At 70.2% G+C, this 3230-nt stretch carries 6 protein-coding genes; 5 read left to right on the top strand and 1 reads right to left on the bottom strand.

The window, feature by feature from the left end; genetic code table 11:
- Positions 1 to 996: 996 nt before the first annotated feature.
- Positions 997 to 1179: a hypothetical protein gene (locus tag ACZ7L4_RS42895; protein ID WP_472110723.1), complete on the bottom strand. Its 183-nt coding sequence runs from the start codon at positions 1177 to 1179 to the stop codon at positions 997 to 999.
- A 555-nt stretch (positions 1180 to 1734) separates the two neighbouring features.
- Between ACZ7L4_RS42895 and ACZ7L4_RS42890 the strand changes: the two genes are divergently transcribed.
- From ACZ7L4_RS42890 to ACZ7L4_RS42870, 5 genes are all read left to right on the top strand, one after another.
- Positions 1735 to 1860: a hypothetical protein gene (locus tag ACZ7L4_RS42890; protein ID WP_472110721.1), complete on the top strand. Its 126-nt coding sequence runs from the start codon at positions 1735 to 1737 to the stop codon at positions 1858 to 1860.
- A gap of 219 nt (positions 1861 to 2079) precedes the next feature.
- A complete protein-coding gene (locus tag ACZ7L4_RS42885) occupies positions 2080 to 2274 on the top strand; it encodes a hypothetical protein (protein ID WP_472110719.1) in 195 nt (64 codons plus the stop codon).
- On the top strand, positions 2271 to 2516 hold the full coding sequence (locus ACZ7L4_RS42880; RefSeq protein WP_472110717.1) for a hypothetical protein: 246 nt from the start codon (positions 2271 to 2273) through the stop codon (positions 2514 to 2516). The genes ACZ7L4_RS42885 and ACZ7L4_RS42880 overlap by 4 nt, the downstream gene beginning before the upstream one ends.
- Positions 2513 to 2737: a hypothetical protein gene (locus ACZ7L4_RS42875; protein WP_472110715.1), complete on the top strand. Its 225-nt coding sequence runs from the start codon at positions 2513 to 2515 to the stop codon at positions 2735 to 2737. The genes ACZ7L4_RS42880 and ACZ7L4_RS42875 overlap by 4 nt, the downstream gene beginning before the upstream one ends.
- A 234-nt stretch (positions 2738 to 2971) precedes the next feature.
- Positions 2972 to 3163, top strand: coding sequence for a hypothetical protein (locus ACZ7L4_RS42870; protein ID WP_472110713.1), 192 nt, complete (start codon positions 2972 to 2974; stop codon positions 3161 to 3163).
- Positions 3164 to 3230: the final 67 nt, after the last annotated feature.

Genomic DNA, 3230 nt, shown 5'->3' with positions numbered 1-3230 from the left:
GCAGGAACCGGTCGGGGGACGGGTGGCCGCGCCGGCACCGGCCGGTGCCAGTGCCACGCGCGGGCCGGTGAGCAGCATGCCATGTACGGATCACCATTTTCGACAGAGCGGGCCCGCTGGGAGCGGGCCCCGGCAGCCTTGCCGGCGCGGACCGGGCCTGCGGCTTGGCCGGGGGCGGCCCCTGCTGTCTTTGCAATTACGGGTCGTCATGGCCGCGTCGGCCCTGATGGCGGCCGGCTGCGGGCAGGGCACCGGTTCCGCGTCCGCCGCCGGCGTGCGGCGCAGGCGGCGACGGCCCGAGGAAGCCCTGCCCCGCCGACGGCACGAGCCGACACGATCCTGGTGGGCCGGTTCGACGACGCCCCTGTCCGGATGAGGTCACCGGCCCGGACCGCACCGGCACCGCTGTGAGTGTCCAAGGAGGGGCCGAGAGCGGCCCGTTCGGTGAGAGGACCCCGGTGACGCACGTGTTCGGGGCCGCCAGGGAGGACGCCGGCGCGGTGGGTGTGGCCGGTTTCAGTATCGACGGCATGCTCGGCGTGTTCGTCAGTGTCGCCGGAGGCCTGCGGGGCATCAACGCCCCGCAGGCCTCCGGCCTCTGGGAGTACGGACCCGGCCCGCTCGGTGGCGACGGCCGGGTCTCCGTGAAGCGGCCCGTGAGCTCCAACAGGGGCGGGGCGGAGAGATTGAGGAGGCCAGGAGGCCCGGGTCGCAGACTGCCCCAAGACGCCGCCCCGGACCTGGCCTTCCTCGTCAATACCGCAGACGGCGTCGAGGAGCGGAAGGTCCTGCTGCCCGCGCCGGGCCCCGGCCCGGGCGACGCGGCCCCCGACGCGAACGTCACGTACGGCCAGGGTGCGACGAATGCGTCCTCCATCCCCCCCGCGGCAGTGGGAAGATGTTCTACCGGCCCTGCTCCGGACACCCGCTGCCGGCACCCGCCCCCCGGGCGTGCGTGCGGACAGGGCCGTGACGGGACCGGGCTCCCGCGTGGTGCTACCGGGTGAGCGGGATGCCTCCGCCGAGCAGGGTGTCGACGATCGACGTTGCCGCTTCCAGGCCGGCCTGCTCTCTGGGGGTGAGTTCCTGGGGGTCGTCGTCGGCGGCCGCCATACCGGCGCCGCCGAGGACGGTGCAGGTGGCCAGCAGGGTGGACACGAACAGGGTGCGGATACGCATGGGGGTTCTCCCGTCTCTGGCCGCCCCGTGTCTCCGGCCCGGACAGCGGGGGGAGTGGTGCGGGGCGGGCACGTTGCCGATCAGTGGCTGTGGCACGGTCATTGAACCGGGGCGGCCCGGGGTGGCCGGTGACGACACGGCCGGGGCGCTATCAGAACCCCACGGCCGGGGGTCTAGGCGGCTTCCGGATACGGCCCGTGAGCGGAAGCCGCGTTAGCCCCCCCGGTCCCTCCGCGGTTGCCCCGGGGTGAATGCTGAGCAGGCGTGGTCCGCAGCATGTGGATCGACAGTAGAACGGACCGGGGCCGGCTTCCGCCCGCTCTCGCGCGGCCGACGGCATGGCGCAGCGAACGTTGAGGCGGGCTCGTAGGGAGGGCGGCGTCGAGTCGATACGGGCAGGAATCCGGGCAGGGAGCTGTCCGGCACATTGCCCACCCGGGCCGCTGTGAGACTGGTAACGCACTCCCATGATCAACTTTTCTCTGTTCCGCTCCGCCGCCTAGCGTCCCCCGGACACATCGACAGCCGGGGGGCCAATTCGAGCGGAGCAAGACAGTGACCCACCGGATCTTGGCCCGAGGCCACTCCTACGGCGGTGACCCGCTGCCCGGCTGGGTGCTGCTCACGATCATCGTCGTGTTCGCCGCCTGTCTCGGCTACCGCTACTGGCAGGGCAAGTGATCCCCCTGGCGCGGGGGCACTTCGGCGTCGTCCCCTTGTGGATCGATCTGACGTTCATAGGGATCTGTTTCGGTCTAGTCGCGTTTTTCCACTTCTGGGAGCGGCGCAAGTGAGCGGTTACGTCCCGCCCGACCTGACGCACGACCAGGGGATCGTGGTCCTGATCATGGGCACCACCATCGCGGTCGGTGTCTTCGTCTGCATGTTCCGGAGGCGCAAGTGAAGCCGCGTACACGGATCAGGGTGTTCATGGCCTCGGTGTCCCTGAGCATGGCCGTGAGTATCGGGAACCTCCTGGCGGACCGCGAGATCCCCGCCTGGAAGCTCACGGTGATCATCATCAGCATGACGTGCGCCGCCGTCGCTATCGCCATGGGCCTGCGCGACTACCGCCGCGGGAGGTGGCCCAAGTGAAGCTCCGCATGGACTGGACGGACCGGGCCCTGCTCATCGCGTTGGCCATCTTGTTCGTCGCCAACGCCACGGACTCGGACACTTCGACCGGCTGGCGGTTGTGGGGTATGTTCCTGCCCGCTCTCATCGCCGTGTCCATCGTCCGCACGGCCCGCCGCGAACGCCGCAAGCGCCTCGACCGGCGCCAGGCCCTGCTGACGCGCCTCGACCGCCTCATGCGCGACGAGGTGAAGCGCCGATGATCAAGCGTCTGAAGAAGCTCGTAGCAACGCCCGCCAGCGGCACCGCCGCAGTGTGCGGAGGCGGTGGCGGCGCCGGAGCCTGGAGCGGGCTCGGCTCCGATGCCCCCGTGGTCATGCCGGGGTGGCTGTGGGCCCTGGTGGGGGCCGTCCTCGCCGTGCTGATCGTGGCCACCGTCATGAACATCCGTGACGTCTTCCGGCTGGAGAAGGAGAGCCGATGAAGTCGCGTGGGGAACGGTGGCGGACGCCGGCCTTGCCAAAGAAGCTCACCGTCCGGGAGGTCGTGGCGACCCTCGTCGCGTTCGCCGCCGCCGTCGGCGTCTTTGGCCTCGTCTTCGGCAGGTGGCCGGACATGATCGGCGCGGGCACCAGCGCCGCCGGGGGGGGCATCTCGTGCACCAGTGGTGGGACGGCCTCACCGCCCAGCCCGAATACGAAAACGAGGGTGGTGACGCATGACGAGGCGGATGTCGTCCGAGACGATCGCGCGCATCGTGGCGGCTGGGATCCTCGTGCCCGGCTATCTCTCGGTGCAGGTGTTCAGCAGCGGGGAGACGTTCGGGGATGCATGCCTGAGCCTCGGCATGCTGGTGGCCCTCAGACTCCTGTTCCGGCTGGTTGTGAAGTCTCATCAATGCTGCGGTTAGAGCGTGTTTCTGGCCTGTAGTGCTGCATGAGCAGTGAGACTGCTTTGAGGCGGATGGGCGGGGCTTT

The organism is Streptomyces sp. NPDC107575 (genome assembly GCF_055657265.1).
Note: the sequence above shows the minus strand (reverse complement) of the source record. Positions and strands in the feature narration are given on the sequence as shown.

Coding starts and splice junctions, on each gene's coding strand:
- ACZ7L4_RS42895 (WP_472110723.1), bottom strand. CDS start 1,179: ATGCGTATCCGCACCCTGTTCGTGTCCACCCTGCTGGCCACCTGCACC.
- ACZ7L4_RS42875 (WP_472110715.1), top strand. CDS start 2,513: ATGATCAAGCGTCTGAAGAAGCTCGTAGCAACGCCCGCCAGCGGCACC.
- ACZ7L4_RS42870 (WP_472110713.1), top strand. CDS start 2,972: ATGACGAGGCGGATGTCGTCCGAGACGATCGCGCGCATCGTGGCGGCT.